Source organism: Roseococcus sp. SYP-B2431, from assembly GCF_004336745.1.
Lineage (GTDB): Bacteria > Pseudomonadota > Alphaproteobacteria > Acetobacterales > Acetobacteraceae > Roseococcus.
This window is the reverse complement of record NZ_SJXD01000026.1, coordinates 37,403-62,681: the sequence shown is the minus strand read 5'-3', so window position 1 is coordinate 62,681 and position 25,279 is coordinate 37,403. Positions and strand designations below refer to the sequence as shown.

General features: G+C 69.8%; 27 protein-coding genes and 1 tRNA gene. 12 read left to right on the top strand and 16 right to left on the bottom strand.

Annotated features, from left to right (window positions below):
- Positions 1–145 precede the first annotated feature (145 nt).
- Entirely contained in the window at positions 146–844 is a 699-nt protein-coding gene (locus EJV46_RS14765) for an alpha/beta fold hydrolase (protein ID WP_131549462.1), read from the top strand.
- A gap of 227 nt (positions 845–1,071) precedes the next feature.
- Here EJV46_RS14765 and EJV46_RS14760 read toward each other — a convergent pair whose 3' ends face one another.
- Positions 1,072–1,410 (bottom strand): hypothetical protein, encoded by a 339-nt coding sequence (locus EJV46_RS14760; protein WP_131549460.1) that lies wholly within the window; start codon positions 1,408–1,410, stop codon positions 1,072–1,074.
- Between the two features lie 263 nt (positions 1,411–1,673).
- On the opposite strand from EJV46_RS14760, the gene EJV46_RS14755 reads away from it, so the two are divergent.
- The gene (locus EJV46_RS14755; protein ID WP_131549459.1) at positions 1,674–2,231 is read left to right on the top strand and encodes a DUF4189 domain-containing protein; all 558 of its coding nucleotides are present in this window, start codon (positions 1,674–1,676) and stop codon (positions 2,229–2,231) included.
- A 23-nt stretch (positions 2,232–2,254) separates the two neighbouring features.
- On the opposite strand, the gene EJV46_RS14750 is transcribed toward EJV46_RS14755, so the two are convergent.
- From EJV46_RS14750 to EJV46_RS14720, 7 genes are read right to left on the bottom strand one after another with little or no spacing between them, the layout of a single operon-like run.
- On the bottom strand, positions 2,255–3,958 hold the full coding sequence (locus tag EJV46_RS14750; RefSeq protein WP_206020827.1) for a GMC family oxidoreductase: 1,704 nt from the start codon (positions 3,956–3,958) through the stop codon (positions 2,255–2,257).
- A gap of 12 nt (positions 3,959–3,970) precedes the next feature.
- The gene (locus EJV46_RS14745; protein WP_131549458.1) at positions 3,971–4,627 is read right to left on the bottom strand and encodes a glutathione S-transferase family protein; all 657 of its coding nucleotides are present in this window, start codon (positions 4,625–4,627) and stop codon (positions 3,971–3,973) included.
- A gap of 10 nt (positions 4,628–4,637) precedes the next feature.
- The gene (locus EJV46_RS14740; RefSeq protein WP_131549457.1) at positions 4,638–5,372 is read right to left on the bottom strand and encodes an ABC transporter ATP-binding protein; all 735 of its coding nucleotides are present in this window, start codon (positions 5,370–5,372) and stop codon (positions 4,638–4,640) included.
- The gene (locus EJV46_RS14735) at positions 5,369–6,124 is read right to left on the bottom strand and encodes an ABC transporter ATP-binding protein (RefSeq protein WP_131549456.1); all 756 of its coding nucleotides are present in this window, start codon (positions 6,122–6,124) and stop codon (positions 5,369–5,371) included. The genes EJV46_RS14740 and EJV46_RS14735 overlap by 4 nt, the downstream gene beginning before the upstream one ends.
- Complete coding sequence (locus tag EJV46_RS14730) at positions 6,121–6,996, bottom strand: branched-chain amino acid ABC transporter permease (protein ID WP_131549455.1); 876 nt, start codon at positions 6,994–6,996, stop codon at positions 6,121–6,123. The genes EJV46_RS14735 and EJV46_RS14730 overlap by 4 nt, the downstream gene beginning before the upstream one ends.
- Before the next feature lie 10 nt (positions 6,997–7,006).
- Entirely contained in the window at positions 7,007–7,876 is an 870-nt protein-coding gene (locus tag EJV46_RS14725) for a branched-chain amino acid ABC transporter permease (RefSeq protein WP_131549453.1), read from the bottom strand.
- A gap of 4 nt (positions 7,877–7,880) precedes the next feature.
- On the bottom strand, positions 7,881–9,020 hold the full coding sequence (locus EJV46_RS14720) for an ABC transporter substrate-binding protein (protein ID WP_131549452.1): 1,140 nt from the start codon (positions 9,018–9,020) through the stop codon (positions 7,881–7,883).
- 110 nt (positions 9,021–9,130) lie between these two features.
- Here EJV46_RS14720 and EJV46_RS14715 point away from each other — a divergent pair, with 110 nt between their 5' ends.
- Both EJV46_RS14715 and EJV46_RS14710 read left to right on the top strand, forming a co-directional pair.
- The gene (locus EJV46_RS14715; RefSeq protein ID WP_165585558.1) at positions 9,131–10,606 is read left to right on the top strand and encodes a M81 family metallopeptidase; all 1,476 of its coding nucleotides are present in this window, start codon (positions 9,131–9,133) and stop codon (positions 10,604–10,606) included.
- Positions 10,603–12,165 carry an ABC transporter substrate-binding protein gene (locus tag EJV46_RS14710; protein ID WP_165585557.1) on the top strand — a complete coding sequence of 521 codons (1,563 nt, stop codon included), beginning with the start codon at positions 10,603–10,605 and terminating at the stop codon, positions 12,163–12,165. Before EJV46_RS14715 ends, EJV46_RS14710 begins: the two co-directional genes overlap by 4 nt.
- A 9-nt stretch (positions 12,166–12,174) precedes the next feature.
- Here the strand turns inward: EJV46_RS14710 and EJV46_RS14705 are convergent, their stop codons facing one another.
- The 6 genes from EJV46_RS14705 to EJV46_RS14680 all read right to left on the bottom strand — a co-directional run bounded on the left by EJV46_RS14705 (position 12,175) and on the right by EJV46_RS14680 (position 17,152).
- Complete coding sequence (locus tag EJV46_RS14705) at positions 12,175–13,413, bottom strand: diguanylate cyclase (RefSeq protein WP_131549447.1); 1,239 nt, start codon at positions 13,411–13,413, stop codon at positions 12,175–12,177.
- A 178-nt stretch (positions 13,414–13,591) separates the two neighbouring features.
- Positions 13,592–14,353, bottom strand: a complete 762-nt coding sequence (locus EJV46_RS14700; protein ID WP_131549446.1) for a class II aldolase/adducin family protein — start codon at positions 14,351–14,353, stop codon at positions 13,592–13,594.
- 85 nt (positions 14,354–14,438) lie between these two features.
- Positions 14,439–14,807, bottom strand: a complete 369-nt coding sequence (locus tag EJV46_RS14695) for a hypothetical protein (RefSeq protein ID WP_131549445.1) — start codon at positions 14,805–14,807, stop codon at positions 14,439–14,441.
- A 108-nt stretch (positions 14,808–14,915) separates the two neighbouring features.
- Positions 14,916–15,248: a hypothetical protein gene (locus EJV46_RS14690; protein WP_131549444.1), complete on the bottom strand. Its 333-nt coding sequence runs from the start codon at positions 15,246–15,248 to the stop codon at positions 14,916–14,918.
- Between the two features lie 222 nt (positions 15,249–15,470).
- A complete protein-coding gene (locus tag EJV46_RS14685; protein WP_131549442.1) occupies positions 15,471–16,394 on the bottom strand; it encodes a manganese catalase family protein in 924 nt (307 codons plus the stop codon).
- A 29-nt stretch (positions 16,395–16,423) separates the two neighbouring features.
- Entirely contained in the window at positions 16,424–17,152 is a 729-nt protein-coding gene (locus tag EJV46_RS14680) for a ferritin-like domain-containing protein (RefSeq protein ID WP_131549441.1), read from the bottom strand.
- A 268-nt stretch (positions 17,153–17,420) separates the two neighbouring features.
- Between EJV46_RS14680 and EJV46_RS14675 the strand changes: the two genes are divergently transcribed.
- A complete protein-coding gene (locus EJV46_RS14675; RefSeq protein ID WP_131549440.1) occupies positions 17,421–17,897 on the top strand; it encodes a hypothetical protein in 477 nt (158 codons plus the stop codon).
- A gap of 993 nt (positions 17,898–18,890) precedes the next feature.
- Here EJV46_RS14675 and EJV46_RS14670 read toward each other — a convergent pair.
- Positions 18,891–18,965, bottom strand: a tRNA-Thr gene (locus EJV46_RS14670).
- A 116-nt stretch (positions 18,966–19,081) separates the two neighbouring features.
- On the opposite strand from EJV46_RS14670, the gene sppA reads away from it, so the two are divergent.
- From sppA to trpA, 7 genes are all read left to right on the top strand, one after another.
- Positions 19,082–19,993: a signal peptide peptidase SppA gene (sppA, locus tag EJV46_RS14665; RefSeq protein WP_131549438.1), complete on the top strand. Its 912-nt coding sequence runs from the start codon at positions 19,082–19,084 to the stop codon at positions 19,991–19,993.
- A gap of 70 nt (positions 19,994–20,063) precedes the next feature.
- Positions 20,064–20,366, top strand: a complete 303-nt coding sequence (gene ihfB, locus EJV46_RS14660) for an integration host factor subunit beta (protein ID WP_131549436.1) — start codon at positions 20,064–20,066, stop codon at positions 20,364–20,366.
- Complete coding sequence (locus tag EJV46_RS14655) at positions 20,366–20,650, top strand: lipopolysaccharide assembly protein LapA domain-containing protein (protein WP_131549434.1); 285 nt, start codon at positions 20,366–20,368, stop codon at positions 20,648–20,650. The genes ihfB and EJV46_RS14655 overlap by 1 nt, the downstream gene beginning before the upstream one ends.
- A gap of 13 nt (positions 20,651–20,663) precedes the next feature.
- The gene (gene pyrF, locus EJV46_RS14650) at positions 20,664–21,377 is read left to right on the top strand and encodes an orotidine-5'-phosphate decarboxylase (protein WP_131549433.1); all 714 of its coding nucleotides are present in this window, start codon (positions 20,664–20,666) and stop codon (positions 21,375–21,377) included.
- An 11-nt stretch (positions 21,378–21,388) separates the two neighbouring features.
- The gene (locus EJV46_RS14645; RefSeq protein ID WP_131549432.1) at positions 21,389–22,027 is read left to right on the top strand and encodes a phosphoribosylanthranilate isomerase; all 639 of its coding nucleotides are present in this window, start codon (positions 21,389–21,391) and stop codon (positions 22,025–22,027) included.
- Between the two features lie 71 nt (positions 22,028–22,098).
- Positions 22,099–23,361, top strand: coding sequence for a tryptophan synthase subunit beta (trpB, locus tag EJV46_RS14640; protein ID WP_131549431.1), 1,263 nt, complete (start codon positions 22,099–22,101; stop codon positions 23,359–23,361).
- The gene (gene trpA, locus EJV46_RS14635; protein ID WP_131549430.1) at positions 23,358–24,230 is read left to right on the top strand and encodes a tryptophan synthase subunit alpha; all 873 of its coding nucleotides are present in this window, start codon (positions 23,358–23,360) and stop codon (positions 24,228–24,230) included. Before trpB ends, trpA begins: the two co-directional genes overlap by 4 nt.
- Here the strand turns inward: trpA and EJV46_RS14630 are convergent.
- Entirely contained in the window at positions 24,227–25,258 is a 1,032-nt protein-coding gene (locus EJV46_RS14630; RefSeq protein ID WP_131549428.1) for an LLM class flavin-dependent oxidoreductase, read from the bottom strand. The two genes, trpA and EJV46_RS14630, sit on opposite strands and share 4 nt — an antisense overlap.
- Positions 25,259–25,279 lie beyond the last annotated feature (21 nt).

Genomic DNA, 25,279 nt, shown 5'->3' with positions numbered 1-25,279 from the left:
AGGGCCGGCGCATGGCGCGCGCACGGCCGGTCGGGCGGACTTGCCGCCCTCATCTGCAACGAGCCGCATATGCGCCCGATGCCGGTGGAACGCAACACGAAACCCGCGCATTGCGCGCCGCCCTGGCGCGAATTATCCACAGGGCATGCCTCGCCCCCTTCTGCTGCTTCCCGGCCTTCTCTGCGACGGCCGCCTCTGGCGCGACTGCCTGCCGGCTTTGGCGGGAATCGCCGATCCGCGCATCGCCGATCTCGCGCGCGACGACAGCGTGGCCGAGATGGCCTCGCGCGCGCTGGACCTGGTGGAAGGCGAGGAGCGCTTCGCCGTGGCGGGGCTGTCGATGGGCGGCTATGTCGCGCTGGAAGTGTGGCGCCAGGCGCGCGGCCGGATCACACATCTGGCGCTGCTCGACACCTCGGCGCGGCCCGACACGGAAGAGCAGAAGCGCCGTCGCCGCGCGCTGATGGCGCTGTCCAAGTCCGGGCAGTTCAGGGGCGTGACGCCGCGGCTGCTGCCGAGCCTCATCCACCCCTCGCGGCTGGGGACGCCGCTCGCGGAGGAGGTGATGGAGATGGCAGCCCGCGTCGGCCATGAGGGCTTTCTCCGGCAGCAGCTCGCGATCATGGGCCGGCCGGATTCCCGGCCCGACCTGCCGGAGATCGATGTTCCCACCCTGGTCGCCTGCGGCGAGGACGATGTGCTGACCCCGCCCGCGCTGCATGACGAGATGGCCGCGCTCATTCCCGGCGCGCGGCGGATGGGCTTCGCGCGGACGGGACATCTGCCGACGATGGAGGTTCCGGAAGAGGCTGGGGCGCTGCTGCGGGGCTGGCTGGCCGCCTGACGGGCGCGACAGTTCCGAAGCTGGCCCATTCGGGCGTTGCCATGGTTTCCGGGCCTCGCCCTTCACCGGCCCGGGCGGAGCTCCGCGCGGATGGCTGGCGGATCGTCGCCATGACCTGGCGCGTGGGCCGCTTCAGCTGAGTCTGCATCACGGACGCGCTGGGCGCCTCGTCTGCGACGACGATGGGGCCTGAAGGGCGGCAACATCCACAGCTGAAGCGGGCGGGCTCAGCCAGCGATGCAGCGCGTGACGCCGGGCTGCGCGCGGGCCGTGCTCGCGGTCGTGCCGGGCGGACAGGGGGCCTGGGCGCGGGTGGGAGCGGCGATCCCGCGGTCCCAACCGCGCACGTCCGGATCGCCGCCCGGCATTCCTCCGCCGCTGGCCGGCGCGCAGCGGCCGCGGCCCTGCGGCACGCCGCCATGCGGGCAAAGGAAGCGCCGCGCCGCCTCGAGCGCGGCGCCGCTCGCATGAGGGCCCCGAAGCCCGGGCATGCGCGCGCGCGACTGGGCCTCCGCCGGCCAGGGAAGGGCCGCGAGCAGGGCCAGCAGGATCAGAACGAGGCGCATCGGTGATTCGAAATCCGGCCCGGACGACGCGGTTGCCCGTGCCGCCGGCCGCCGCCCATCCTGCGGGCCTGGATACACCCCGGCCGGCGCCGCGGGAAACCCTGGCGCGGAGGGAGGCCTCAGACGTCGCGCGCTTTTCCGGACTGAAAATAGACTTGTCGCGAAAAAGCGACAATTCTGGCTTGAGAGTGCAACCTGTTGTTGCTAGCCTTCTCCCTCGCTTGGGGGCGAGGCGAGGAAAACCTCGTCTTGTAAGGGGCTGCATGAAGCTGGTCGCTGTGCTGGTCGGGGTCTTCTTCGTGGTCGCGCTCACGATTCCGCTGGGCAGCCCGGGGCCTGGGGACAACTGCGGCACCTCCTGCATCCGCGCCGTCCCGCAGGCGCGGGCGACGGGCGTGGTTCAGTCTGTCGCCTTCGCCCAGCCCCTGGCCGCACCGTCGCCGGCGACGCCTGCGCCTTCGGCCGTGCGCTACGGCGCCTTCTCCCTCGCCCGCCCGCCGAGCTTCCGCTACGGCGTGGCCGTCGGCCAGCGGGAACGGCGCGCGGCGCAGGAAGCGGCGGAGGCCAGCTGCCGCTCCTCGCCCCGCGGCTGCTCGCGGATCGTCGAGTTCACCGACGCCTGCATCGCCGTGACCGAGGGCATCAAGCGCGTCGCGCTGTTCATCACCAGCGATCCCCGCACCTACGAGGTGCGGGGCATCGATTACGGAACCGCCTCCAACCCCGCCGACGCGCAGCAGGCCGCCATGCGGGATTGTCAGGCGCGCGAGCGCGGTGCGCTCAACTGCCGCGTGGTGCAGACCCTCTGCGCGGGCCGCTGAGGTCTGGTGGAGGCCGGAAACGGCTACCCCGCCAGCATCGTCTCCGCGATCTTCTCCGCCGTCATGAGCGTCGGGATATTGGTGTTCGCGCAGGGCACCACCGGGAAAATGGATGCGTCGACCACGCGCAGACCTTCCATACCCCGCACACGGCCCTCATGGTCCACGACGGCGCGCGGGTCGCCCTCCGCGCCCATTCGGCAGGAGCAGGAGGCGTGCCAGACGCCGATCGTCGCCTTGCGGATGAAGGCCTCCAGCGCGGCGTCGTCGGTCATCACCTGGTCGAAGGTGAAGCCCTCGATCACGAATTTCTCGATGAAGCGGCGGCGGATGAACTCCGGCCCGTCCATGACTAGGCTGATCATCGAGGTCAGGAAGCGGTTCTTGTTGTTCACGATGCCGAGCTTGCGCACGCGGTCGCTGTAGCTGGCCGGGAAATGGTTGGAGGTGAGCTGCCCCAACTCGCCGCTCATCTGGATGGCCGCCATCATGCGGAAGCCCGTCATCAGACGATCGAGGTCGCGGCGGTCGGAGAGAAGGTTGAACTCCACCACCGGCTCGGCGCGCCAGTCCTTGGAGGCGAGATACACCTGGCCCGTCTCGGAATAGGTCTTGTTCACCCAGAGCAGGAAGGAGGCGATCTGCTGGCCGACCGCGTGCCAGGCCGACTTGCTGACGGCGGCGGCGAACATGTCGCCGGCCGGGATGCCCTCGAGCCCCGAGGAATAGCGCAGCGCGACCTGGATGTGCCGGCGCGTCTGCACATTGTCCATGCGCGCGCTGCGCCGCAGGTGGGAGGAGAGCGAGATGGCCGGGTGGTCCATCAGCCCCTGGCCCACGCCGGGCAAGGCGTGCAGCACATCGATGCCCATGTCGCGCAGATGCGCGACGGGGCCGATGCCGGCCCGCAGCAGATGCGCGGGCGAATGGATGGCGCCGGAGGAGAGGATGATCTCGTTCGCGCGGAACTCCTGCTCCTGCCCGCGCACCAGCGCCTTCACGCCCACGCAGCGCAGCCCCTCGAAGATCAGCGAGGTGACCTGCGTCTCGGTCGAGATCGTGAGGTTGGCGCGCCGGCGCGTCTCGCGGTCGAGATAGCCCATGGCCGCCGAGGCGCGCTGCTCGTTCTCGTTCGACATGGTGCAGGCGAACCAGCCGTCCTCGTAGAGGCCGTTCTGGTCGGGCAGATACTTGAAGCCCGCGGCCTTGAAGGCCTCCCCCGCCGCGCGGGCATGCGGGTTCCATTGCGATTCCTTGAGGCGGCGGACGGGGATCTTGCCTTCCTTGCCGTGGAAGGGGCCGTCGAAGTCCAGGTCGCGCTCGACCTTGCGGAAATAGGGCAGGACGGAATCCCAGTTCCAGCCCTCGGCCCCGCGCTCGGCCCATTCGTCGTAATCGGTCGGCGCGCCGCGATTGGCGAGCTGGCCGTTGATGGACGAGCCTCCGCCCAGCACGCGCGCCTGCTCGTACTTGCGCAGCGGCGGGCGCTCCTCGGGCCGGTTGTGCGGCACGATCTGGGTGTGGACCTTGAGCTCGGTCCAGTGGAAGCGCGGGTCGAAATAGGCGGTGCCGGGATAGCTGTCCTTGATCTCGGCGGGCTCCTCGCCAGGGGGCGTGTCCGGGCCGGCCTCGCAGACCAGGACCTGGTTCGTCCCCCGCGCCGAGAGGCGGTGCGCGAGGCATGATCCGGCGGAGCCGCCGCCGACGATGATGTAGTCGTAGATCATGCGGGCTCCCCCCTACGCCGGTTCTTTGTCGCGGGCGGCCACCATGTCCTTGAAGCCCTGGCGCGCGTGGCACGCCTGGAGCCAGGCCTTCACGCGCGGCGCGGCGTCGAAAAGCTGCGGCGCGGGCATGGCGTAGCGGACGACCTCGGCGAGGTTGATGTCGGCGACGGTGAAGCGGCCGCCGACGATGAAGCCCGTCCTGGCCAGGGCCTCGTCCAGCACGGCGAAGGGGCCGGCCAGGGCTTCGATGGATCGCTGCAACAGCGCCGCGTCCCTCTGCTCGGGCGGCTTGCCGACGGTGTTGTACAGGATCTGGATGGAGTGCGGCTCCACCTCGGTCATGGCCCAGATGGACCACATGGTCATCTCGGCGTCCTCGGCGAGGTCCTTCGGCGCCAGAGGGCCGCCATGCTTCTTCGCCATGTAGAGGTTGATGGCGAGCGACTCATGCAGACGCAGCTCTCCATCCGCCATCGAGGGAATGCGGGCGTTCGGGTTCACCTTGAGGAAGGCCTCCGAGTGCGTGTGCATCGGCGCGTCCGGCGCCGACTTGTCCTTCACGCGATCCGCCTGGAGGACCGGCACATGCCTGACCTCCATCCCGAGCTCATTGGCCAGCCAGAGGTTGCGTGAGGCACGCGAGCGGTAGCAGCCATAGATCGTCAGCATCGTCGGTCCTTCAGAAGAGTTCCATCAGCCGGGCATGGTCGGCGAAGGCCGAGGGCGGCCCTTCCTCGATGATCGCGCCGGATTTCATCACGAGCACGCGGTCGGAGATGGCGAAGGCCTCGCGGACATTCTGCTCGACGAGAAGGATGGCGATGCCCCGGCTCTCCCGCAGCGCGGCGATGGGCGCCAGCAGATCCTGGAAGAGCTTCGGCGCGAGGCCGATGGAGGGTTCGTCCAGCAGCAGCGCGCGGGGCCGGGTGAGCAGCGCGCGGGCGATGGAGACCATCTGCTGCTGCCCGCCGGAGAGGGTGCCGGCGCGGCGGTTGCGGAAATCGCGGATGCGGGGGAGGAGGGTCAGCACCTCCTCGATGCGCTCCGGGCGCTCCGGCTTGGGCACGGCGGCGGCCCAGAGGGCGAGTCCGAAGATCTCGTCCACGGTGAGATCGGGGAAGACGCCGCGGCCTTCTGGCACCAGCGCCAGCCCCGCGGCGCCGAGCGCGGCGGGCGAGTGGTTCGGCAATTCCTGCCCGAAGACGCGGATGCGACCGGCCTCCGGCCGGTGCAGGCCGAAGAGCACGCGCAGCAGCGTGGACTTCCCCGCGCCGTTATGGCCGACGAGTGTGACGATCTCGCTCGCGCCCAGGGTGAGCGAGATGTTCTCCAGCACCGCGCGCCCGCCATAGCCGGCGGCGAGGCCGATCGCCTCGATCGCGGGGTTGGCGCCCGGCCGATCGGTCCCGCTCATGCCGCGTCCTCGCGGTCGCCGAAGTAGATCGCGGCCAGCTTCGGATCGCGCAGGATGGTCTGCGGGTCGCCCTCCGCCAGCACCTGGCCCTGGTCCAGGAAGGCGATGCGATCGGCCAGCTCCGTCACGACGTCGAGATTGTGCTCGATGAGGCAGATGGCCACGCCCTGGCGTCGCGCCTCCTTCAGCAACTCGCCGAAGCGCCGGCGGGAGGAGAGGTCGAGGCCCGAGGCCGGCTCGTCCAGCAGCCAGATATCGGCCCGGGCGGCCAGGATGCGCGCCATCGAGAGGAATTTCCGTTCCGCATAGGCGAGGTCGATGGCGCGCGCCTCGGCCAGCGCGGTCAGGCCGGTGCGGGCGAGCGCCTCCTCGGCCGCGGCCTCGCGTGCCTTGCGGGCGGCGGCACCGCCCGGCTGCCAGAACCAGGCGGAGGTCTCCGTCGCGGCGCGGACGTTGTCGCGCACCGACATGTGCGTGAAGAGCCGCAGATCCTGGAAGCTGCGCGCCACGCCCATCCGCGCCACGCGATGCGGCTTGAGCCCCATGATCGACTGGCCGCGCAGCAGCGCGCTGCCCGCGTCGGCGCGGAGATTTCCGGTGATGAGGTTGAAGCAGGTCGTCTTGCCCGCGCCGTTGGGGCCGACCAGCGCGGTGACCATCCCCGCGGTGAGGGAGAGCGAGACGCCCGCCACGGCCTTCACGCCGCCGAAGGAGCGCGAGAGGCCCTCGCAGACGAGCAAAGGTTCGCTCATGCGTGGCTCTTCCCGCGGCTGAGGTCGCCGACGAGGCCGGCCGGCCGGAACACCATCAGCAAGGTCATGGCGAGGCCGTAGATGATCTGCTGCACGGCGCCGACCTCGGTGGAGGGGATGAAGGGCATGAAGGCGAGCCCGGCCGGCAGCGAGAGCAGGATGACCGCGCCGACCAGCGGCCCCCAGAGCGTCCCCGTGCCGCCGATGATGACCATGGCCATGATCAGCACGGACTGGTCGAGGTTGAAGCTCTCGACGTTCACGAACTGCATGTGCATGGCGAAGAGCGCGCCCGCCACGCCCGCGCCCGCGCAGGCGAAGGCCACGGCCAGCGCCTTGGCGGCGGCGACGTTCTTGCCCAGCGCCTCGGCCGCGCTCTCGCCGTCGCGGATGGCCTGGAGCGTGCGGCCGAAGGAGCCGCGCATGAGCAGCGCCGTGGCCAGCAGGATCAGGGCGAGCGCGGCGAGCGCCACCGGCAGGGTGCTGACCTCCACGCCGAGGATATGCGGCCGCGGAATGCCGGTGAGGCCGCCGATGCCGCCGGTGAGGGTCTTCGCCTCGCTGAACAGCGTGACGGCCATCATCTGCAGCCCCAGCGAGGCGGCGACGAAGTACTCGCCCCGCACGCGCAGCGCCGGCAGCGCCAGGCAGAGCGACAGCGCGCCCGCGACGAGGGCCGCGACCACCATGGCCACCAGCGCGTCGGGGATCAGCAGCAGCGAGACCTGCGCGCCGGCATAGGCGCCCAGGCCGAAGAAGACCGCATGCGCCACGCTGAAGATGCCGGCATAGCCGACCGCCACGTTCAGCGTCGCCGCCAGGATGCAGAAAATCGCGCCCAGCGAGGCGAGATTGGTGAAATAGGCGATCATCGTGCCCCCCTCATCGCGCCTGGGTGATCCCGAAGATGCCGCTCGGGCGGAAGATGATGAAGGCGAAGAGCACGAGGAAGGAGACGGCCTCGGCCCATTGCGTGTCCACGAAACTGAGCGCGACAGCCTCGGCCACGCCCAGCATGAGCCCGGCCAGCGCCGCCCCGCGCAGCGAGCCGACGCCCCCCACGATGGTCGCCGCCATGGAGATGAGCATGACCTGGTGGCCGATCGCCTCGTTGAGGCCGGAGGTCATCGCCGTCAGGATCGCGGCCGGTGCCGCCAGCGCCGAGCCCACCGCGAAGGCCAGCAGCGAGAGCTTGGTGGAGGAGAGGCCGTAGGCGCGCAGCAGGTCCGGGTTCTGGTGCAGCGCGCGCAGCGCGACGCCCGCATTGTGGCGCGTGAGGAACAGCGTCAGCAGCAGGAAGAGCAGCAGCGACAGGCCGATGGCGACCCAGAAGACCTCGGCGAGATAGACGTCGGGCAACACCTCGACGGCGCGCGACAGCGGCGTGTCCACGCTCGCGAAGCCGCGTCCGGCGAACATGCCGATCAGGTTCTGAACGACGATTCCGACCCCGAAGGCCGCCACGAAGACCGTGAAAAAAGAACCCTCGTGCCGCTGGATCGGCCGGTAGACGAACCAGTAGATGCCGAGGCCGAAGAGCGTGGCGACGACCACGCCCGCCAGCCCGCCCAGATACCAGGGCCATCCCGCCTGCGTGGCGAAGAGGAAGGTGTATCCCGCCAGCGTGAAGGCCGAGCCATGCGCGAAATGGAAGATGCGCGTCGCGCCGAAGATCAGCGCGAAGCCGGCCGCGGTCAGCGCGTAGAGCGCGCCGACCTGCAGCCCCTGCAGGAGAAGCTGAAGGAGAAGCACCGGGTCAGCCGACCTTGACCAGCCGTCCGCCGCGGATCTCGGTGATCTGGAGCGCCGCGCTCATATTGCCCAGCTCGTCGAAGCGGCCCTTGCCGCCCACCAGGTCGAATTCGCGCTGGGCGAGCAGCACGCGGCGGAGATTCTCGCCATTCACCTCGGCATTCTCGCGCTCGAGCGATTGCGCGAGCAGGCCGAAGAGCCGCACGGCATTGTAGTAGTTCACCTGGTAAGTGCCGGGGTCGGCGTTGTGCCGCGCCTTGAAGTCGGTGGCGAAGCGGCGGGTGACGGCGTCGCCGCCCTCGAAATCGGTGCTCTGGGTGGTGAAGATCAGCCCTTCCGCCTCGGTCAACGTGCGCACGCTGTCGATGTTCATCGCCGAATAGGAGACGAGTGGCTGGGACACGCCGTTGTCGCGCAGCTGCTTGATGATCTGGCTCTGTTGGGCGCCGAAGGAGGCGATATAGACCGCATCCGGCCGGGTCTGGCGGATGCGCGCGGCGACGGGGGCGAATTGCTGCGCCGTGCGCGGCACGGAGAACTGGCCGACGAGCGAGCCGCCCACCTGGGGCAGGGCCGTGCGCAGGATGCCGAGAATGGCGTCGCCCAGCGGGTCGTCCACATAGACCAGCGCCACGCGCTTGAGGTTGCGCTGCATCATGAAGGGCAGCAGCGCCTGCGTCTCCAGATGGGCGAGCGGGATGACGTTCCAGAAATAGGGCGAGAGGCCCGAGAGGTCCGGCCCGACCGCGCCGCCATTGACCATGACCGTCTTCGCGCGATCGCCCACCGGGGCGACGGCCTTGGAAACGGCCGTGAAGGCGGACAGCACGTAATGCGCGCGGTCCACGTTCACGAGCTTGGTCATGCCCACGACGGCCTGCTGCGGCAGGGCCTGGGTGTCCTCGGCCTGGATGCGGACCGGGCGGCGCAGCATGCTGTCGGCGTTGATGTGCTGCACGGCCAGCGCGGCGCCGGCGGTGAAGACCGAGCCGTATTCGGCATTTGGCCCGCTCATCGGGAAGAGGGTGCCGACGATGTAGGGATCGCCGGAAGGGCTCGTCCCCTGGGCGCGGGCCTGGCCGATGTAGGGGGCGGCGGCAAGCCCGCCCAGGACCGCGCGACGCCCTGCCTTGAAGCCGTTCATGGCCATTTCTCCCGAGGATTCTTGTGGCCCGCATGTTCGGTCGCGCCGCTTGCACGTGTCAACCGCGGCCGGGCCTTTCCTCGGGCGCGGCACCGCGCCAATGTACGGTCATGACGACAAATTCCCTGCGCCTCTCGGTCGCGATGTTCAAGCACGAGACCAACACCTTCTCCCCCGTGCCGACGCGCTGGGAGGACTTCACCATCCATCACGGCGAGGAGGCGCGGGCGATGTACCGCCACTCCGGCTACTCGCTCTCCGGCCTGCTGGAGGAGGCGGAGAAATGGGATGCGCGGATCACCATCCCCATCGCCGCCCGCGCCCTGCCCAGCGCCCCCGTCGCGCGCGAGGCCTTCGAGCGGCTGAGCGAGATCCTCTGCGCCGCCGCGCGCGACTGCGACGCCATGCTGCTCGACCTGCACGGCGCCATGGTCGCCGAGGGCTTCCAGGACGGCGAGGGCGAGATGCTTCGCCGCATCCGCAGCGTGCGCCCGGGCCTTCCCATCGGCGCCGCGCTCGACAGCCACGGCAACATCACCCAGCTCTTCGTCGACAACTGCACGGTGATGCCGGGCTATCGCACCTATCCGCACACCGACATGCCCGAGACGGGCCGCATGGCCGCGCGCATGCTGCGCGAGGTGCTGGACGGCCGGCTCGACCCCGTCACCGTCCTGCACCGCGTGCCCATGCTGCCCGACATGGTGCGCGGCCTCTCCAGCCAGCCGCCCATGTCCGTGCTCATCGAGGCCGCGGCGGCCGAGGAGGCGCGAGGATTGCCCTGCTGCACCGTCTTCACCGGCTTCCCGCTGGCCGACACCGAGGACACCGCGCTCACGGTCCTCGCCACCGCGCATCGCGACCGCGCCCAGGCCGAGGCGGCGGCGAAGCGCGTGGGCGACCTGGCCTGGTCGCTGCGCGACGAATTCGTGCAGAAGCTGGAGCCGCTGGACAGCGCCGTCGCCCGTGCCTCCGAGATCCAGGACGGGCCGGTCATCCTCGCGGACATGTCGGACAACTGCCATTCCGGCGGCAGCATGGACAGCATGGCGGTGATCGCCGAGGCGCTGCACCAGGGGCTCGACGGCATCCTGGCCGGGCCGATCCGCGATCCGGCGGCGGTGGCGCAGATGGTCGCGGCCGGGATCGGCGCGACGGTGACAATCGACATCGGCGGCAAGCTGCATGCGCCGGCCCTGAAGGAGCAGCTCCGGCCCATGCGGCTCACCGGCGTCGTGAAGACGCTCTCCATGGGCAAGTTCCGGGTGGAGGGGCCGATCTTCACGGGCATGCCCGTCGATCTCGGCCGCTGCGCCGTGCTCGAGACGCCGAAGATGACGCTGCTGGTCAGCGAGGGCCGCGTGGAGGCGCTGGACCCGCTCCAGTACCGGATCTTCGGGCTGGAGCCGACGCGCTTCCGCTACATCATCCTCAAGGCCAAGACGAACCACCGCCCGGGCTTCCTGCCGCTCGCCGCGGCGAACATCGATTGCCACGGGCCGGGTGTGGCGACGCTCGACCTGCACAGCCTCGAATGGCGCAACCTGCGCCGGCCGATCTTTCCCCTCGACAGGAGCAACGCATGATCCGCCACCTCGCAGCCCTTGCGTTGCTGATCGCCCCTGTGGCCGCCGGGGCGCAGACCGTCCGCTGGGGCAACAACGGCGAGATCTCGACCATGGATCCGCACGGCGCCTTCTCCACGGCCAATGCGGCCGTGCTCGGCAATATCTACGAGACGCTCATCCGCCTCGACCGCGACCTGAAGTTCGAGCCCGGCCTGGCCACCGGCTGGGAGGTGCTGGCGCCGGACCACTACCGCTTCGCCATCCGCCAGGGCGTGCGCTTTCATGACGGCACGCCCATGACGGCGGGGGACGTCGTCGCCTCGCTGCGGCGGGCCAGCGTGCCCAATTCGCCCTATGCTTCGGTCACGCACATGATCCGCGAGGTGACGCAAAGCGGCGAATGGAGCGTCGACGTGCTGCTCCGCGGCGCATACCCCGTGCTCATCAACGACCTGGCCGGCATCTCCATCCTCTCCGAGGCGTGGATGACGCGGAACGACGCGCTGCTGCCGGCCGATCCCGCGCGCGGCCGCACTGCCTATACGAGCATGAACACCAACGGCACCGGCCCCTTCCGCCTCGTCTCGCGCACGGTGGATTCCGCGACGGTGATGGAGCGGTTCCCCGAATGGTGGGACCGCGCGACGCACAACATCCAGCGCGTCGAGTTCCGCCCCGTGGCCAATGACGCGACGCGGGTGGCGGGGCTGATCGCCGGCCAGCTCGACGTCATCACGCCGACGCCGCTGCAGGATCTCGACCGCTTCCGTTCCACGCCCGCCATCCGCGTGATCGAGGCGCAGGACCTGCGCGTGCAGTTCTTCGGCTTCAACGTGGCACCCGGCCACGCCGTGGAGGGCCAGCCGCGCAACCCGCTGGCCGATGTCCGCGTGCGCGAGGCGCTGACGCGCGCCGTGGACATCCAGGCCATCACCACCAGCGTGATGCGCAACCTGACGCGTCCCATCCACACCCTCATCGCCCAGGAGATCGGCGGCTACGACGCCTCGCTCGCCGGCCCGCGCGTGGCCCATGATCCCGCCCGCGCCCGGCAATTGCTCGCCGAGGCCGGCTATCCCGACGGCTTCCAGATCGGCATGGACTGCCCGAACGACCGCTTCGTGAACGGCGAGCGGGTCTGCCGCGCGGTGGCGTCCATGTGGGCGCGGATCGGCGTGCGCGTGAACCTCAACATCATGCGCTACCCGGCCTACACGGCGCGCTTCCTCAACCAGCAGAGCGACATCTTCTTCCTCGGCTGGGCGAATACGCCGCAGCTCGACGGCTTTTCCATCCTGAACAACATGCTGCACACCAAGACGCAGCGCCGGGGGAGCTGGAATGCCGGCGCCGTCTCCGACGCGCGCTTCGACGCGCTCGTCGAAGGGATCTCGACGGAGATGGACCCTGCCCGCCGCACCGCCCTGATGACCGAGGCCTTCCAGATGGAGCGCAACAACTTCTGGACCGTCCCGCTCTACCGGGAGCCGATGGTGCTCGCGATGCGCCGCCAGCTCGAGATGCCGGCCTCGGCCGATGGCCGCATGCGCTTCTGGCTGGCGCGGTGGAGCGAGTGAGCGCCGGCCTCAGCCGCTGATCGCCTGGTTCCGGCCGAGCCCCTTGGCGTCGTAGAGGCGCTGGTCGGCCCGGCGCATCAGCTCGCCGAAACCGCCGGCATCGCGGGGGAAGACCGCAATGCCGATGGAGACGGAGAGGGTCACCGGCAGCGCCCCGCCCTCCGCGGCCACGGCCAGCCGCAGGCGCTCGGCATAGGCGGCCGCATCGGCGGGGCGCAGGTCCTGGGCGAGGACGACGAATTCGTCGCCGCCGTAGCGGAAGACCTCGTCGCCAGGCCGGATGGAAGCCTTCATCGCGGCGACCGTGCGCTTGAGGGCCTCGTCGCCCGACTGGTGGCCGAGCGTGTCGTTCACCTGCTTGAAGTTGTCGAGGTCGACGATCGCGAGGCCGAGCGGCCGACCCAGCGCCGCCGCCCGGGCAAGCCGCGCGGGGCCCAGGCTGTCGAACTGCTGCCGGTTCCAGGCGCCGGTCAGGGCATCGACCCGGCTCGCGGTCAGCAGCGCCTCGTAGCGGTGGCGGTAGGTCAGCCGGCCGAGGAGGCGAGCGGTCCCGGCCTCGGGATGATCGGCGGAGGGGTGCTCCACCCATTGCAGATAGGCCGCGGCCATCAGCGCGAAGGTGAGCGCGGCGCCCATCTTCGCCACCCAGCCGCCGAAAAGGGCCGGGAAGGGCGTCCCGGCCACCAGATGAAGGCCGCTGAAGAAGGCGATCTGGTCGAAGGTCAGCACCGCGCCGAGGCTCAGCAGCATCGGCAGGAAGACGCGCCCGGCCCATCGCCGTGACAGGGCCTCGTAGAGCAGGACGATGGCGAGGCTGTCGATGAAGAGCAGCGTCGTGCCCCAGACCATGAGCACGCCCATGTTGTCGATCAGCATCAGGTCCGGCACCAGCTCGGACAGGCCCGCGGCGGGCTCGTGGAAGCGCAGCAGCAGGACCAGGCCCACCATCAGCATATTGCCGATCAGCAGGCCGTAGATGGGCTGGCGGACGGTTTCGGTGTCCTCGATGACGTAGAGAAGAAGGATCATCGCGAGCTTGCCGCTGAACAGCACGGTCGAGCCGGGGGAGATGAGACCGAAGGGCAGCTCGATGAAGAAGACCGCCGCGAGATAGGTCTCCAGGAAGTGCATGACGCCGAGCGCGCAGACGAAGACGCCGATGCCGACCCGCCGCCGCAGACCCAGCAGCAGGGTCATGACGCAAAAGTAGAGGGCCGCCTGGGTCAGCAGCAGCAGGACGCCGTTCACCCAGGGCATCCCCGCCCCAGGGCTGCCGGAGCGGTGCCGGGCCGTTTCGGCAGAGTAAATTGAAGTTGTCTAAAAATGTGCGAAGTCAGTATGTTATGGCCGATCTTCAGGCATTTGGTCACATGAGGCCTTCTCGCGCAAGATCAGGTCGGGCCTGGGCGGAGCAAGCTGCAACCGCTCAGCGCCGGTAGTCGGCGCCCTTCCGGTCGATGTGCCGCAGCAGTGCCTCCCATTGCCGCACGCCGTATTCCGGCTGCTGGCGCATCGTGGACTGCCGCTTCGCGGCACGCTCCACGATATGCGGCTCGATCAGGACCGGCGGCTCGTCCATGCTGCGCGCGATCATTTCCACCTCGCAGGCCCGCTCCAGCATGTAGAGGCGATAGAGCGCGGCCGGGATGGTCCTGCCGGCCGAGAGCAGCCCGTGGTTCAGCAGCACGATGCAGCCACCCTTCTTCGCACTCTCGCCGAGCGCGAGGCATTCCTCGGCCGAGGCCGGCACGCCGTATTCGTGATAGACCACGTCGTCGAGCACATGCAGCGCGTCCTGGCTGATGGGGCGCAGGCCGTTCCGCAGCACCGAGACGCCTGCGCCGGCGCGGGTATGGGTATGCATGATGCAGGCGACGTCCGGGCAGGCCTTGTAGACGCCGCTGTGGATCGTGAAGCCGGCCGCATTGTACTTCGTGCCGCCGCCGAGCACCTCGCCCTCCAGGTTCATCTTCACCAGGCTCGACGCGGTGATCTCGTCGAACATGTCGCCGTAGTTGTTGATGAGGAAGGTGCCGGGCTCGTCAGGGACGCGCACGGTCATGTGCGTCTCGAGCAGGTCGGTCCAGCCGAGATGCTCGACGATGCGATAGAGCGCGGCGAGGTCGCAGCGCGCGGTCCACTCGGCGTCGCTCATGCTGGCGGGGGCGGGCTTCACGGCGGCGGACATGGACTTTCCTGGCTTGTCGAGGCTTGGCGCAGGCTAAGGTGCCCAGCCGGCGGCGTACAGGGCCGATGCGCCGGGATTCCCCCGGTCAGGCGACGCGCCGCAGGGCCACGAAGCCGATCGCATCCCGGGCCTGCACCAGCCAGGGCGCACGGTCGATGGTGCCGATCAGCGTGCTGTTCGCGGCATGGGCCAGATGCACGGCGTAGCCGTCCGCCGTTACGAAGCGAAGCCGGCTGCCGGTGAGGATGATGGACACGGGCGCGCCGGCCCAGGCGCCCTGTGCCGTCTCCTTCTCCGCTTCGACGGCGGTCACGGCCAGAAACTGGCCCTCGATCCCGCCCTGCCATTGGCCGAGCAGCCAATCCGCGCTCGCGCGGGGTTCGTCGTGGCTGGCGCAGGCGGGGAGGGCGCCCGCAAGGCCGGTCAGGATGCTTCTGCGAAACCACTGGCTCATCGGGGCCCCTCGCGCGCGCCCGGACGGATGGCCCGGGCTCGCGGCATCAAAACACCCAATGGCTTTCCGGGGAATGGGCGGCCAGGCCCGCGCGATCCCCGCACGTCATCACATGCCGGAGAAGACGGGAGCGCGGGGCGAGGCCGCCTGCGCCGCCGCATCGAGCTTGGCGAATTCGATCCCGCCGTCCCGCAGGCGGGGGAGGCAATGCCTCTCCATCGCCCACCCGCGGCAACGCGACAGGAGATCGACGGGCTGGTCTGCGGTGCCCGGGAACAGCGCATCGCAGAGATGGCCGGCAAGGTGGAAGCTGGCGCCCGGACGCAGATAGGCCACCAGTTCGGACAGGTCGGAAAGATCGAAGCTCAGGGTGTGGCGCCGCCCGTCGAGCGCCCCGCGAGGAATGAATGCGCTCTGGGTCTTGCGTCGGTCGGCCTGCATTCCGGACAATTAACCCTCCCGGAGCGTGGCTCGCTTCCACACATGTTATGAGGGTTGACTAATATCCTTTTGGCGACACGCGATGGCCGCCTGTCGCCGGCGACGGGCGCCGCTGCGCCTCGGCCCCGGACGATCGGCGGCGATTCCGCCGCCTGCCGGAGCGGGTGTCCGCGGCGCGCCGCGGACACCCTGCCGGCCCGCGCTCTCGCGAGCTGCCCGCTCTCAGCGCGACGCCTGGTAGAGCTTGGTGGCGATCTCGAGCATTTCCTCCGGCGCGTAGTTCGGCGAGAAGGCCGAGGGCATCCCGGTCAGCTCATGGATCTTCCCGCCCTCCGGCATGCCCGGAACCACTTCGAGCTCGCCCGGCGGATCGGTGGGCAAGGCCATCTCGCCATTGCCCCAGATGCCGGCCATCTCCGTGTAGTCGGCCGGGCTGAAGGTGTAGAGGCGGCGGTGAGATCCTTCCGCCAGATACTTCTGGCACTCGGGGATGTTGCCCAGCGGGATGTTGGGGACGGGCAGCATCTGCTCGATCGCGACGCCGGTGAGATTCTTGATCGCGAGCGCATAGGCATGCGCATGCACCGAGCCGCGGACGAGCAGGTAGCCGCAAACCTCGCGCCCGGTGGGATCCGACAGCGTCTCGTAGACCCGCAGCTTGTGCAGCCGCGCGCCGCATTCGAGGTGGAAGTTGTGCAGCAGGTCGAAGATCACGTTGCCCGTGGTGGTCACCATGTCGACGTTCCAGGACATGGAGTTGGCGTTGACCGGCACCGCGCCCCCGCCATGCGACGCGAAGCTGGAGAAGGAACGGATGTCCTTCATCGCCTCGAAGGGCGCGCCGGAGATGTCGCCGCCGTCCATCTCGTCGAGATCGGTGTCGGGGCCATTGTTGAGCATGGCGATGCCGTTGCTCACCAGCTCCACATGGCCCAGCTCCTCGGCGGTGATGGCCGCGACGAGGCTGTAGAAGGGCTTCAGCTTGGTCTTGCTGCGGAAGTTGAAGCTCTGGAACAGGTAGTTCCCGAGCGTGGACATCTCGCCGTACTTGCCGCCGAGCAGCTCCTGCAGGGCGGCGCCCGCGTTCGGGTCGGGACGGGTGGGCGGCGGAAGCTCCACCTGGAGCTTGTTGATGCGCTGGAACATGGGGTTCTCCTGAGGGGAAGGGAAAGCGCCTAACGGGACCGGCGGGCGGCCGGCCGGGACGAGGAGCCAGTTCTGGAACCGGACCTTGCCGGGGGTTTCGCCGGGGCGGCCTTGCCCCCCGGGGACTTCCCGCTCGCCGGCTTGTCGGCCTTCCGCTTGGCCGGCGGGGATTTGGAAGAGCCGGACTTCGCGGAGCCGGATTTCGAGGAGGCAGACCTGGAAGCAGGCTTGGGGGGCGGCTGCCCTGCCTCATCCTCGTCGCCGACCTCGTCCTCGAGGGCCGAGGTCATCAGCTCCGCCTTGGCCATCTGGGCGAGGTTGGCCTCGGTCCGCTGCTCCTCCGCCAGAGTCTGCTCGAGCACCTTCACGACCGGCTGGAGTTCCAGCGCCTCCGCGGTCATGACCATCGTGCCGTAGGCGGAAATCTCGTAGTGCTCGATGCGCTGCATGGATGCGGTGATCACGAGGTCCATGATCGGCCCCTTATCGTGGTCGCCCGCCTCGGCGGCGGCTTCCTCCACGAGGCCCTTCATGGCAAGGCAGAGCTTGCGCCCCGGCTTTGCGTTCATGGCCTGGAAGATCTCGTCGAGGCGGCCGATCTGAACCTTCGTTTCCTCGACATGCGTGTCGATGGCGCCTTTGAGCAGGGGCGAGGTCGCCAGCCGGGCGGATTGCTGCATGCAGCGCAGTGCCTGCTTTTCGGCGCTGTAGGCGTCCTTCAGCTGCTCCAGGAGCAGCCCCTCGACTTCGTCTTCCATTGCCTGCTCCTCAGCCGGTGGCGCGCGACGCCGCTCGCGACACGGAGAACAGCCTGTCTGAAAGAATAGTTTCAGCGCGTTCGATATAATTGGCGGTTCACGACACTGACGGAAGGCTCAACTAACAAATGATGGTCAAATGCCGGGCGTCACTATCGGGCAGATATTCTGGATCGGTGCGCTCCAGTCACGGGCGCGGCGGCGCATGAGTTGCGGCGCGCCCGGGGCAGGACGTCCGCTGCCCTGGGGGCGCGGATCGGCGGCACCGATGCTGGCGATCGGCGTGCCGGCCTGTCCCGGCGCGGGCGGGGGTGGCAAAACCGCTTCGAGGCATTCGCCCCTCATGTGGAAAGGCAAACCGATGCACCTCCCCATCATTGCGTTGACGGCTCTGGCGCTGGCCGCTGCGATCCCTGCCGCCAGGGCGGACGTGATCGTCGTCAACAACGCCGGCAGCAGCGTGCGCTACACCGTCTCGGCCCTGAACGGGGCCAACCAGCAGCAGCGCCTCGCCACCGGTTGCCTGGTGAACTTCAACCGCTTCCGCCATGTGGCCGGCGCCGGGATGCTGGGCGGGACGAATTCGGTGATCTGGGTCACGGGCGAGTTGATGGCCAATCCGGATTGCTCGGGTCCGGTGCGATCCTCCGTGCCTCAAGGCGTCGGCCTGAGGATGGACTCCCCACACCTGACCGTGACCTTCACGGCGCGGGGCGGCGCGCTCCAGTCGGCCGCCACCCGCTAGGATTCCGCCCCGCCCGCGGCGCGCACGGAACCGGCTGACTCGAGGAACCGAAGTCCGAACCTAACTGATTACGAGTTCGCGCAGAGTTCAACCGAATCAATGACCGTTCCGACAGCGCCGGCCGCAGGATTGCGGCAAGGGCGTCCGATGGAACCCGGCCTTCCAATGTGGACCCTCATAATGCATGCGGATCCGCATGCACCGCGATCCGGCGGCGGGCGGAGATGAGGCTCAGGTCCAAGAAGTAGGCGCCCCGTCCAGATCGGTAGCGGAAGGGTGGCGCAACGGTATGATGCGATGCGCCCCTCTATGACGTTTCTCCGCCATAGGCACAGCTGCGCCAGTATTCGCGCTGCACTTCAGCGAGAGCAGCGCTCCCGACGAGCCGATAGCTTTCAATGTGGGCCTTTCCGGCACCCATCATTGCGACCCAACACCATCTCCGACACGCAAAGAGCCCGGCGCGGGTCTCCCCGGCCGGGCTAGCAACTCTAGCACCCCGTCACTGAGGGCATCGCAGCTCGACGCCGCCGGAGCTTCCTCCACCCGGCGCTCCGACGCTGACCGGCCGCATCGTCCCGGTCACAGCCCGGACAGAATTGCTCGCAGTCACGCAGAACAAGCTGGCCCCCGTGCCCGGCGTAACCCCGCCAGCACTTCCGTTCAGCACATTCATTCGGGCCTGCGCGACAATAGCGCCGAGGGCTATGCCTCCTGCGAAGAAGCCGGCGATGAAGGCAGTGGTGGAAGTTGCATGCATTTTTGATCCTCCCGGACGTCAAAGCCATACGGGCCGGTTCCCAGGCGGGCAATGCGACGATACCTATCGGATCGATAGGCGAGACGCGCAAAGCCCGGCGCGGATCTCCCGGGCCGGGCTGCCGCACAACATCCAAGAGGAGTTGGAGCGGCTTGGTGGAGCGGTGTTGGAACGCGCGAGCGCGCGCAAGCTTCAAGGACGTTGGAGCGCCTTGAACTTGCAAAAGAAGAGGCTGGTGCCGACTCGGGGAATCGAACCCCGGACCTACTGATTACGAATCAGTTGCTCTACCCCTGAGCTAAGTCGGCCCGCTCACGCGGCGGGTGAATAGCGCCCCCCTGGTCCCCTGGCAACCGCCGGCCTTCGCAGAAGGCGCGCCACGTCCTATCTCCTGCGTGAACCAGCACGGAACCCCGGCCCAACCATGACCCTGGAGTCCGATCTCCTCCTCGACCGCCGGCGCCTCAAGCGGCAGCTCGGCTTCTGGCGCGGCGCCCTGATCCTGGGCCTCCTGCTGGCGGCAGCCCTCTATTGGGGCGACAAGCTGCCCGATGCCCTGGCCGGCGAGCACGTCGCCCGCCTGCCCATCGAGGGCACCATCACCGACGAGCCCAAGCTCCTCCGTGAGATCGCGCGCGTCGGCCGCGATTCCCAGGTTCGCGCTGTCATGGTCGTGATCGACAGCCCCGGCGGCACCGTCGCCGGCGGGGAGGGGCTGTACCGCGCCATCCGCGCGCTGCGCGAGGCGGGCAAGCCGGTGGTGGCCGTCCTGACCGGCACCGCGGCCTCGGCGGGCTACATGGTGGCGCTGCCGGCCGAGCGGATCTTCTCCCGCGAATCCACGCTGACCGGCTCGATCGGCGTGCTGCTGCAATCCTTCGAGGTCTCGGAGCTCATCGCCCGCCTCGGCCTGCACGCCGAGACCCTGACCTCCGGCCCGCTGAAGGACCAGCCAAGCCCCTTCCGCCCGCTCACCGAGGAGGGCCGCGCCGCGCTGGCCGCCGTGGTGGACGACATGTATCGGCAATTCGTCGCCATGGTCGTGGCCAGCCGCGGCATGCCGGAGGAGCGGGTGCTGCCGCTCGCCGACGGCCGGGTCATGACCGGCCGCCAGGCGCTGGCCGCCGGGCTGGTGGACGCCATCGGCGGCGAGGCGGAGGCGCGGTCCTGGCTGGCGGCGAACCGCGGCATCGCCGCCGACCTGCCGGTGCGCGAGATCGATCCCCGCAGCACCACCGAGCGCGCGCTGTCCCTGGCCTCGGCCAGCGTCTGGCGGGCCGGAATTGCCGCCTTCCGCGCCGAAGGCTGGTGGCCGGGCGGGATTCTTCCCCGTTGATCCCCATATCCGGGCTTGCAAATCCTTTGACTTCCGACTGCTATGGACGCGCCACGATGCGGGGACCTGCATGACGAAAAGCGAGCTCATCGCGCATCTGGCGGCGCAGCACCCGCATCTGCGGCAGCCCGATATCGAGCTGGTGGTCGGCACCATCTTCGAGGAGGTGAGCGCCGCCCTCGCCCGGGGCGACCGGGTGGAGCTGCGCGGCTTCGGCGCCTTCACGACCCGCCGGCGCGACCCGCGCCAGGGCCGCAATCCCCGGACCGGCGAGGCGGTGTCCGTCGCCGGCAAGGGCATGCCGCACTTCCGCCCGGGCAAGGAGCTGCGGGCCCGCGTCAATGGCGGCCAGGACCCCGGCGAGAGCGACTGATGAGCCTGATCCTTCCGGTCCTGATCGCCCTGGCCCTGGGCGTCTTCGCGCTCGCCAACGGACACCCCGTCTCGGTCTCGCTCTGGCCGGGCGGCTGGACGCTGGAGCTGGCCTTGTGGCAGGCCGTGCTCGCGCCCTGCCTGGTCGCCTTCCTCGCCGGCGCGATGCTCGTCTGGTTCTCGCATCTGCCGCAGAAGTGGAGCAACCGGCGTCTGCGCCGGACCGCGAAGCGGCTTGACGCCGAGCTGGCCGCGCGCGATGCGGCGCTCGCCAAGCCGAACTGAAGGTTCCTCGCCCATGCTGCCGCGTCCGGACGGTCCCCAGGGCCGGCTGATCGTCGCCCTCGACACGCCGACTCTGGCCCAGGCCGAGGCCCTGGCGGGCCCGGTCGCGCCGGAGGCCGGGCTGCTGAAGCTCGGGCTGGAGCTGTTCTGCGCCGAAGGCCCTCCGGCACTGGCGCGCCTGCGCGGCCTGGCGCCGGTCTTCCTGGACGTGAAGCTGCACGACATCCCCAACACCGTGGCGGGCGCGATCGGCGCGCTGGCGGCGCTGGGCCCGGCGATGATCACGATACATGCGGCCGGCGGCCCGGCCATGATCGCCGCCGCACGCAAAGCCGCCGAGGCGGCCGGCGCCGCCCGCCCGATGATCCTGGCGGTGACCGTGCTCACCAGCCTCGATGCCGCGACGCTGCGCGCCATCGGCGTGGAGGCGGACCCCGTGAACCAGGTGATCCGCCTCGCCCGCATGGCGCTGGAGGCCGGCGCCGACGGGCTGGTCTGCTCGCCGCGCGAGGTGGGGCCGATCCGCGCGGCGCTGGGGGAGGGCCCCCGCCTCGTGGTGCCCGGCATCCGTCCGGCCGGCAGCGCGCTCGGCGACCAGGCGCGGGTCGCGACGCCCGAGGAGGCGGTGCGCGACGGCGCCGACTGGATCGTCGTCGGCCGGCCGGTCACGGGCGCGGCCGATCCCGCTGCCGCCGCCCGCGCCATCGTCGCAAGCCTGCCCCGGTGACGGAGCAAAGGATGTCCACGGTCAAGATCTGCGGAATCTCCACGCCCGAGGCGCTGCGCGTCGCCGCCGAGGCGGGCGCCGATCTCGTGGGCTTCGTCTTCTTCCCGCCCTCGCCGCGGGCCCTCACGCCCGCCCAGGCCGGGGCGCTCTCGGCCTCATGCGAGGGAGGGCCGGGGCGGGTGGGCCTCTTCGTCGACCCGAGGGACGAGCTCATCGAGGCCGTGCTGGCCACCACGCCGCTCGACATCGTCCAGCTCCACGGCGGCGAGACGCCCGCGCGGGTCGCGGAGATTCGCGCCACCTTCGGCCGGCCGGTCATGAAGGCCCTGGGCATCGCCGCCGAGGCGGATCTGGCGCAGATCGACGCCTTCGCGCAGGTGGCCGACCGGCTTCTGCTGGATGCCAAGCCGCCGCCGGAGGCCACGCGCCCGGGCGGCAATGCCGAGGCCTTCGAATGGCGCCTGGCGCGCTTGAGGAAGATTCCTGTCCCCTGGCTGCTCGCCGGCGGGCTCACCCCGGCCAATGTGGCCGAGGCCATCGCAGTCGGCGGCGCGCCGGGCGTGGACGTTTCCTCGGGCGTCGAGCGTGCCCGCGGCGTGAAGGACGAGGGCCTGATCCGCGACTTCATCCGGGCCGTCCGGCAAATGTGAGCGGCCGGGCTTGGGGAAAGCCCCGGCCTTCGCTATCAAGACCGCCCCTCCACGCCAGACTGGGGACACCAGTGAACAAGCCCGTGACGCCGCCCCTGCGGCCCAACACCTTCAAGAGCGGCCCGGATTCCGCGGGACGTTTCGGCGGCTTCGGCGGCCGCTACGTCGCTGAGACCCTGATGCCGCTCATCCTGGAGGTGGAGGCCGCCTATACCGCAGCGAGGAACGATCCGGGCTTCGACAAGGAATGGCGCTGGCTGCTGAAGGAATATGTGGGCCGCCCCAGCCCGCTCTGGTTCGCCGAGCGCATCACGAAGCATTGCGCCGGCCTGGCCGGCAAGCCCGGCCACGGCGCCAAGGTCTATTTCAAGCGCGAGGACCTGAACCACACGGGCGCCCACAAGATCAACGCCGTGATCGGCCAGATCCTGCTGGCCCGCCGCATGGGGAAGAAGCGCATCATCGCCGAGACGGGCGCGGGCCAGCACGGCGTCGCCACCGCCACGGCCTGCGCGCTCTTCGGCCTGCCCTGCACCGTCTTCATGGGCGCGGTCGACGTCGAGCGCCAGCAGCCCAACGTCTTCCGCATGAAGCTGCTTGGTGCCGAGGTCGTCCCGGTCACCTCCGGCGCGGCCACGCTCAAGGACGCGATGAACGAGGCGCTCCGCCATTGGGTCGCCAATGTCGAGGACACCTATTACTGCATCGGCACCGTCGCGGGCCCGCATCCCTATCCGGTGATGGTGCGCGACTTCCAGTCGGTCATCGGCGAGGAGGTGCGCTGGCAGCTCGCGGAGCAGGAGGGCGAGGGGCGGCTGCCCGATGTCCTCGTGGCCGCCATTGGCGGCGGCTCCAACGCCATGGGGCTGTTCTTCCCCTTTCTCGACGATCCCTCGGTGGAGATCCACGGCGTCGAGGCCGGTGGCCATGGCGTGGACACGCCGGCGCATGCGGCGAGCCTCACCGGCGGCCGGCCGGGCGTGCTGCACGGCAACCGCACCTACCTGCTGCAGGACGAGCACGGCCAGATCCTCGAAGGCCATTCCATCAGCGCCGGGCTCGACTATCCCGGCGTCGGGCCCGAGCATTCCTGGCTGCACGAACTCGGTCGCGTGCAATACGTGAACGCGACCGACCAGGAGGCGCTGGACGCCTTCCAGCTCTGCACCAGGCTGGAGGGCATCATCCCCGCGCTGGAGCCCGCCCATGCGCTGGCCCATGTGCTGCGGCTGGCGCCGACGCTGCCAGCCGACAAGATCATCGTGATGAACATGTCCGGCCGCGGCGACAAGGACATCTTCACGGTGGCCGGCCACCTGGGGGTGAAGATATGAGTGCGCCCGGTCCCGGAGCCGTGGAGAGCGTGGCCCGGCCGCAGGGCGGCTCGCGCATCGCCGCCCGCTTTGCGGAGCTGAAGAACCAGGGGCGGGGGGCGCTGATCCCCTTCCTCGAAGCCTATGATCCCGATCCCGCCACCAGCATGGCCATCCTGCGCGGCATGCCGGGCGCGGGCGCGGATCTCATCGAGATCGGCGTGCCCTTCACCGATCCGATGGCCGATGGACCCATCATCCAGCTGGCCAGCCAGCGCGGGCTGAAGGCGGGCGCGACCATGGCCGGCACGCTGGCCATGGTGCGCGACTTCCGCACCGAGGACACGACGACGCCCGTGATCCTGATGGGGTATCTGAACCCCATCCTGTCCTACGGCGCCGAGCGCTTCGTCACCGACGCGCAGGCGAGCGGCGTGGACGGCCTCATCGTGGTGGACATGCCGCCCGAGGAGGCCGAAGTCCTGGCCCCTTCCGCGCTGGCGGCCGGGATCGACATCATCCGCCTCGTCGCGCCCACGACGGACGAGGCGCGGCTGCCGGTGGTGCTCAACGCCTCCTCCGGCTTCGTCTACTACGTCGCGATCACGGGCATCACGGGCACCCGCAGCGCCGATCCCGAGGCGCTGCGGCAGGCCATCCCGCGCCTGCGCCGCCACACCGACCTGCCCATCGCCATCGGCTTCGGCGTCCGCACGCCGGAGCAGGCGGGCGAGGCCTCGCGCATCGCCGACGGCGCGGTGGTGGCGAGCGCGCTGATCGACACGCTGGCCCATTCGCTCGACGAGCAGGGCCGCGCGAAGCCGGACAGCGTGCGCAAGGTGCTGGACCAGGTGCGTGGGCTGGCCGAGGCGGTGCGCTCGGGGGCTTAGGCGAGCAACGCCCGCACGCGGGGGATCACCTTCGTCGCGTAGAGCTCGATGCTGCGCATGAGCTTCCCGTGCGGCAGCGCGCCGGCGCTGTACTTCAGCTGGAAGCGCTGGACGCGCAGCGCCCTCACCGTCGCGGCGATCCTGCCCGCGACGGTCTCCGGCGAGCCCACATAGAGCGAGCCCTGGGCCGCCTCGCTGTCGAATTCCGCGCGGTCCATCGGCCCCCAGCCGCGCTCGGCGCCGATGCGGTCGCGCATGCGCCGGTAGTCCGGCCAGAGCTCCTCGCGGGCCTGCGCATCCGTCTCGGCGACATAGCCGGGGGAATGCACGCCGATCGGCCGCAACTCCTGGCCCAGCTTCTCGCAGGCTTGCCGGTACAGCTCGGCATAGGGCGCGAAGCGCCGCGGATCGCCGCCGATGATGGCCAGCATCAGCGGCAGCCCGTGCCGCGCCGCGCGCACCACCGATTGCGGACTGCCGCCGACGCCGATCCAGGTCTTCAGCGGCGGGCTCTCCACAGTCGGGAAGACACGCTGGTTCTTCAGCGCCGGCCGGGTCATGCCGTTCCAGTCGACCGGCGTCTGCGGCAGCAGCCTCGCGAAGAGATCGAGCTTCTCGTCGAACAGCACCTCGTACTGGTCCAGCGCGTAGCCGAAGAGCGGGAAGGATTCCGTGAAGGAGCCGCGTCCCAGGATCACCTCCGCCCGCCCGTCCGAGGCCGCGTCCAGCGTCGCGAAGCGCTGGAACACGCGGATCGGATCGTCGGAGCTGAGCACCGTCACCGCCGAGCCCAGCCTGATCCGTTCCGTGCGGCCGGCGATCGCAGCCAGCACGATCTCGGGAGCGGAGACCGCGAAATCCTCGCGGTGGTGCTCGCCGACGCCGAAGAAGTCGACGCCCAGCCGGTCGGCCAGCACTCCCTCGGCGATGACGTCGCGGATCACCCGGGCATGCGGCAGGAGGGCGCCGTCCGGCCCCGCGGTGACGTCGCCGAAGGTGTCCAGTCCGAATTCGAGCGTCGCGGTCATCGGGCCTCCATGCTGCGGGGC

Coding starts and splice junctions, on each gene's coding strand:
- EJV46_RS14765 (WP_131549462.1), top strand. CDS start 146: ATGCCTCGCCCCCTTCTGCTGCTTCCCGGCCTTCTCTGCGACGGCCGC.
- EJV46_RS14760 (WP_131549460.1), bottom strand. CDS start 1,410: ATGCGCCTCGTTCTGATCCTGCTGGCCCTGCTCGCGGCCCTTCCCTGG.
- EJV46_RS14755 (WP_131549459.1), top strand. CDS start 1,674: ATGAAGCTGGTCGCTGTGCTGGTCGGGGTCTTCTTCGTGGTCGCGCTC.
- EJV46_RS14750 (WP_206020827.1), bottom strand. CDS start 3,958: ATGATCTACGACTACATCATCGTCGGCGGCGGCTCCGCCGGATCATGC.
- EJV46_RS14745 (WP_131549458.1), bottom strand. CDS start 4,627: ATGCTGACGATCTATGGCTGCTACCGCTCGCGTGCCTCACGCAACCTC.
- EJV46_RS14740 (WP_131549457.1), bottom strand. CDS start 5,372: ATGAGCGGGACCGATCGGCCGGGCGCCAACCCCGCGATCGAGGCGATC.
- EJV46_RS14735 (WP_131549456.1), bottom strand. CDS start 6,124: ATGAGCGAACCTTTGCTCGTCTGCGAGGGCCTCTCGCGCTCCTTCGGC.
- EJV46_RS14730 (WP_131549455.1), bottom strand. CDS start 6,996: ATGATCGCCTATTTCACCAATCTCGCCTCGCTGGGCGCGATTTTCTGC.
- EJV46_RS14720 (WP_131549452.1), bottom strand. CDS start 9,020: ATGAACGGCTTCAAGGCAGGGCGTCGCGCGGTCCTGGGCGGGCTTGCC.
- EJV46_RS14715 (WP_165585558.1), top strand. CDS start 9,131: ATGACGACAAATTCCCTGCGCCTCTCGGTCGCGATGTTCAAGCACGAG.
- EJV46_RS14710 (WP_165585557.1), top strand. CDS start 10,603: ATGATCCGCCACCTCGCAGCCCTTGCGTTGCTGATCGCCCCTGTGGCC.
- EJV46_RS14700 (WP_131549446.1), bottom strand. CDS start 14,353: ATGTCCGCCGCCGTGAAGCCCGCCCCCGCCAGCATGAGCGACGCCGAG.
- EJV46_RS14695 (WP_131549445.1), bottom strand. CDS start 14,807: ATGAGCCAGTGGTTTCGCAGAAGCATCCTGACCGGCCTTGCGGGCGCC.
- EJV46_RS14690 (WP_131549444.1), bottom strand. CDS start 15,248: ATGCAGGCCGACCGACGCAAGACCCAGAGCGCATTCATTCCTCGCGGG.
- EJV46_RS14685 (WP_131549442.1), bottom strand. CDS start 16,394: ATGTTCCAGCGCATCAACAAGCTCCAGGTGGAGCTTCCGCCGCCCACC.
- EJV46_RS14680 (WP_131549441.1), bottom strand. CDS start 17,152: ATGGAAGACGAAGTCGAGGGGCTGCTCCTGGAGCAGCTGAAGGACGCC.
- EJV46_RS14675 (WP_131549440.1), top strand. CDS start 17,421: ATGCTGGCGATCGGCGTGCCGGCCTGTCCCGGCGCGGGCGGGGGTGGC.
- sppA (WP_131549438.1), top strand. CDS start 19,082: ATGACCCTGGAGTCCGATCTCCTCCTCGACCGCCGGCGCCTCAAGCGG.
- ihfB (WP_131549436.1), top strand. CDS start 20,064: ATGACGAAAAGCGAGCTCATCGCGCATCTGGCGGCGCAGCACCCGCAT.
- EJV46_RS14655 (WP_131549434.1), top strand. CDS start 20,366: ATGAGCCTGATCCTTCCGGTCCTGATCGCCCTGGCCCTGGGCGTCTTC.
- pyrF (WP_131549433.1), top strand. CDS start 20,664: ATGCTGCCGCGTCCGGACGGTCCCCAGGGCCGGCTGATCGTCGCCCTC.
- EJV46_RS14645 (WP_131549432.1), top strand. CDS start 21,389: ATGTCCACGGTCAAGATCTGCGGAATCTCCACGCCCGAGGCGCTGCGC.
- trpA (WP_131549430.1), top strand. CDS start 23,358: ATGAGTGCGCCCGGTCCCGGAGCCGTGGAGAGCGTGGCCCGGCCGCAG.
- EJV46_RS14630 (WP_131549428.1), bottom strand. CDS start 25,258: ATGACCGCGACGCTCGAATTCGGACTGGACACCTTCGGCGACGTCACC.